The sequence below is a fragment of the Maribacter sp. genome (genome assembly GCF_049667165.1).
GTDB lineage: Bacteria > Bacteroidota > Bacteroidia > Flavobacteriales > Flavobacteriaceae > Maribacter_A.
In genome coordinates, this window is record NZ_JBATHS010000289.1 from 1 (window position 1) to 2,069 (window position 2,069).

Consider the following 2,069-nt stretch of genomic DNA (forward strand, 5'->3'; position numbering starts at 1 on the left):
GTATAGGATGCAGTGAGGAAAATTTCTGGGACAATGGTCCTTTCTACACCAGGATGGCAAAAGTCCCCGGAATACATGAAGAAGGGCTCGCCGATGATATAGGAAAAGTTGGAGCCGGAGTTTTGGCGGGAGGTTTGGCCGTACATGCCATAGCTGCGAATATTTCGAAACGGAAAGAATTGACCGGTAGAATCAAGCGAGGTAAAGAAAACGAAAAAAATATTGACTCTTAAAATATAAAACCATGGCAGAAAGAATCGTAGTTGACCCTGTCACCAGAATTGAGGGTCATTTAAGAATAGAAGCGGAAATCAAAGACGGAAGAATTGTAGATGCCTATAGTTCCAGTACAATGGTACGGGGTATTGAAAATATTGTCAAAGGCAGAGATCCCAGGGATGTGTGGGCATTCGTGCAACGCACATGTGGCGTATGTACTACGGTGCACGCCTTGACCTCGGTTAGGGCCGTGGAAGATGCATTGGGAATTGCAGTACCCCCTAATGCGGAAATGGTACGGAATATCATGGAAGGTGCCTTATATATGCATGACCATACCGTACATTTTTATCATTTACATGCGTTGGACTGGGTTGATGTTGTCAATGCATTAAGCGCAGATCCAGTTAAAACCTCTGAGCTTGCCCAAAGTATATCAAATTGGCCAAAAAGTTCACCAGGCTATTTTTCCGATATTAAAAAACGGCTTACAAAGTTTGTGGAAAGTGGTCAATTGGGAATTTTTGCCAATGGGTACTGGGGACATCCTCAAATGAAGCTACCTGCCGAAGCAAACCTAATGGCAGTGGCGCACTATTTAGAGGCACTGGAGTGGCAAAAAGAAATCGTAAAGGTGCATACCATTTTTGGTGGTAAAAACCCGCATCCCAATTATTTGGTAGGAGGAATGGCTTGTGCCATCAACACGGAAAACCCGGGTGGGATCAATGCGGAACGTTTGGCTATGGTCAAGTCCCTTCTTGATGAAGGAAAACGATTTATAGAGCAAGTATACATCCCTGACCTACTGGCCATAGCTTCATTCTATAAAGATTGGGGCGGTATTGGAAAAGGATTTGGAAATTACATGTCCTATGGTGATTTCCCAACGAACGGTTACGCAGATCAATCCAATTTTAAATTCCCACAAGGCGTAATTTTAAATAGGGATTTATCTAAAGTTCTTGATGTGAATCATCGAAGTAGTGATGAAATTGAAGAGTTTGTCAATAATTCCTGGTACGATAATTATGCCGAAGGTAAAGAAACCGGAAGACATCCTTGGGAAGGAGAAACTAACATTAAGTATTCCGGTCCTAAACCTCCTTATGAACATTTAAATGTAGAGGAAAAATACAGTTTCATTAAAACTCCAAGATGGAAAGGAATGCCGATGGAAGTCGGTCCATTAGCGCGATTATTGGTAGGTTATGGTAGGGGCAACAAAGAAATAAAAGAGGCTGTTAATGCTGCCTTAGCCCACTTGAATGTTCCTGTTGATGCTTTATTCTCAACCTTGGGAAGAACAGCGGCAAGGGGCATTGAAACCCAGCTTGTGGCCAATTGGACCATGGAGTTTTATGACACCCTGATCAATAATATCAAAAATGGTGATGAGCGAATGGCCAATACCGAGAATTGGGAACCATCGACTTGGCCCGCCGAGGCAAAAGGGGTCGGTTACATGGAAGCACCAAGAGGCGCTTTGGCCCATTGGATAAAAATAAAAGATGGCAAAACGGAAAATTATCAGCAAGTCGTTCCAACAACTTGGAATGCCTCCCCTAGAGATCCAAAAGGTCAACTTTCCGCTTACGAATCAGCCTTAATCGGAACTCCCGTTGCAGATCCTGAACTTCCATTGGAAATTATCAGAACCATTCATTCATTCGATCCTTGTCTGGCATGTGCGGTACATTTATACGATGAACACGGGAACCATATTTCCAGGGTTCAACATACGGGAAGCTGTGAAATTTAATTAATTCAAAGGTCATGGATAAAACAAGAAATTTTAAACGTGTTTACGTCTGGGAATTACCCGTCAGGATCTTTCATTGGTTAAATGT

1 protein-coding gene and 1 pseudogene are annotated in these 2,069 nt (G+C 42.7%); both read left to right on the forward strand.

Features of this window, described 5'->3' with window-relative positions:
• A pseudogene (locus WBM98_RS13775) lies at positions 1–233 on the forward strand ([Ni/Fe] hydrogenase small subunit); the annotation flags it as partial.
• 11 nt (positions 234–244) lie between these two features.
• Complete coding sequence (locus WBM98_RS13780) at positions 245–1,981, forward strand: nickel-dependent hydrogenase large subunit (protein ID WP_424366601.1); 1,737 nt, start codon at positions 245–247, stop codon at positions 1,979–1,981.
• The last annotated feature ends 88 nt before the right edge of the window (positions 1,982–2,069 follow it).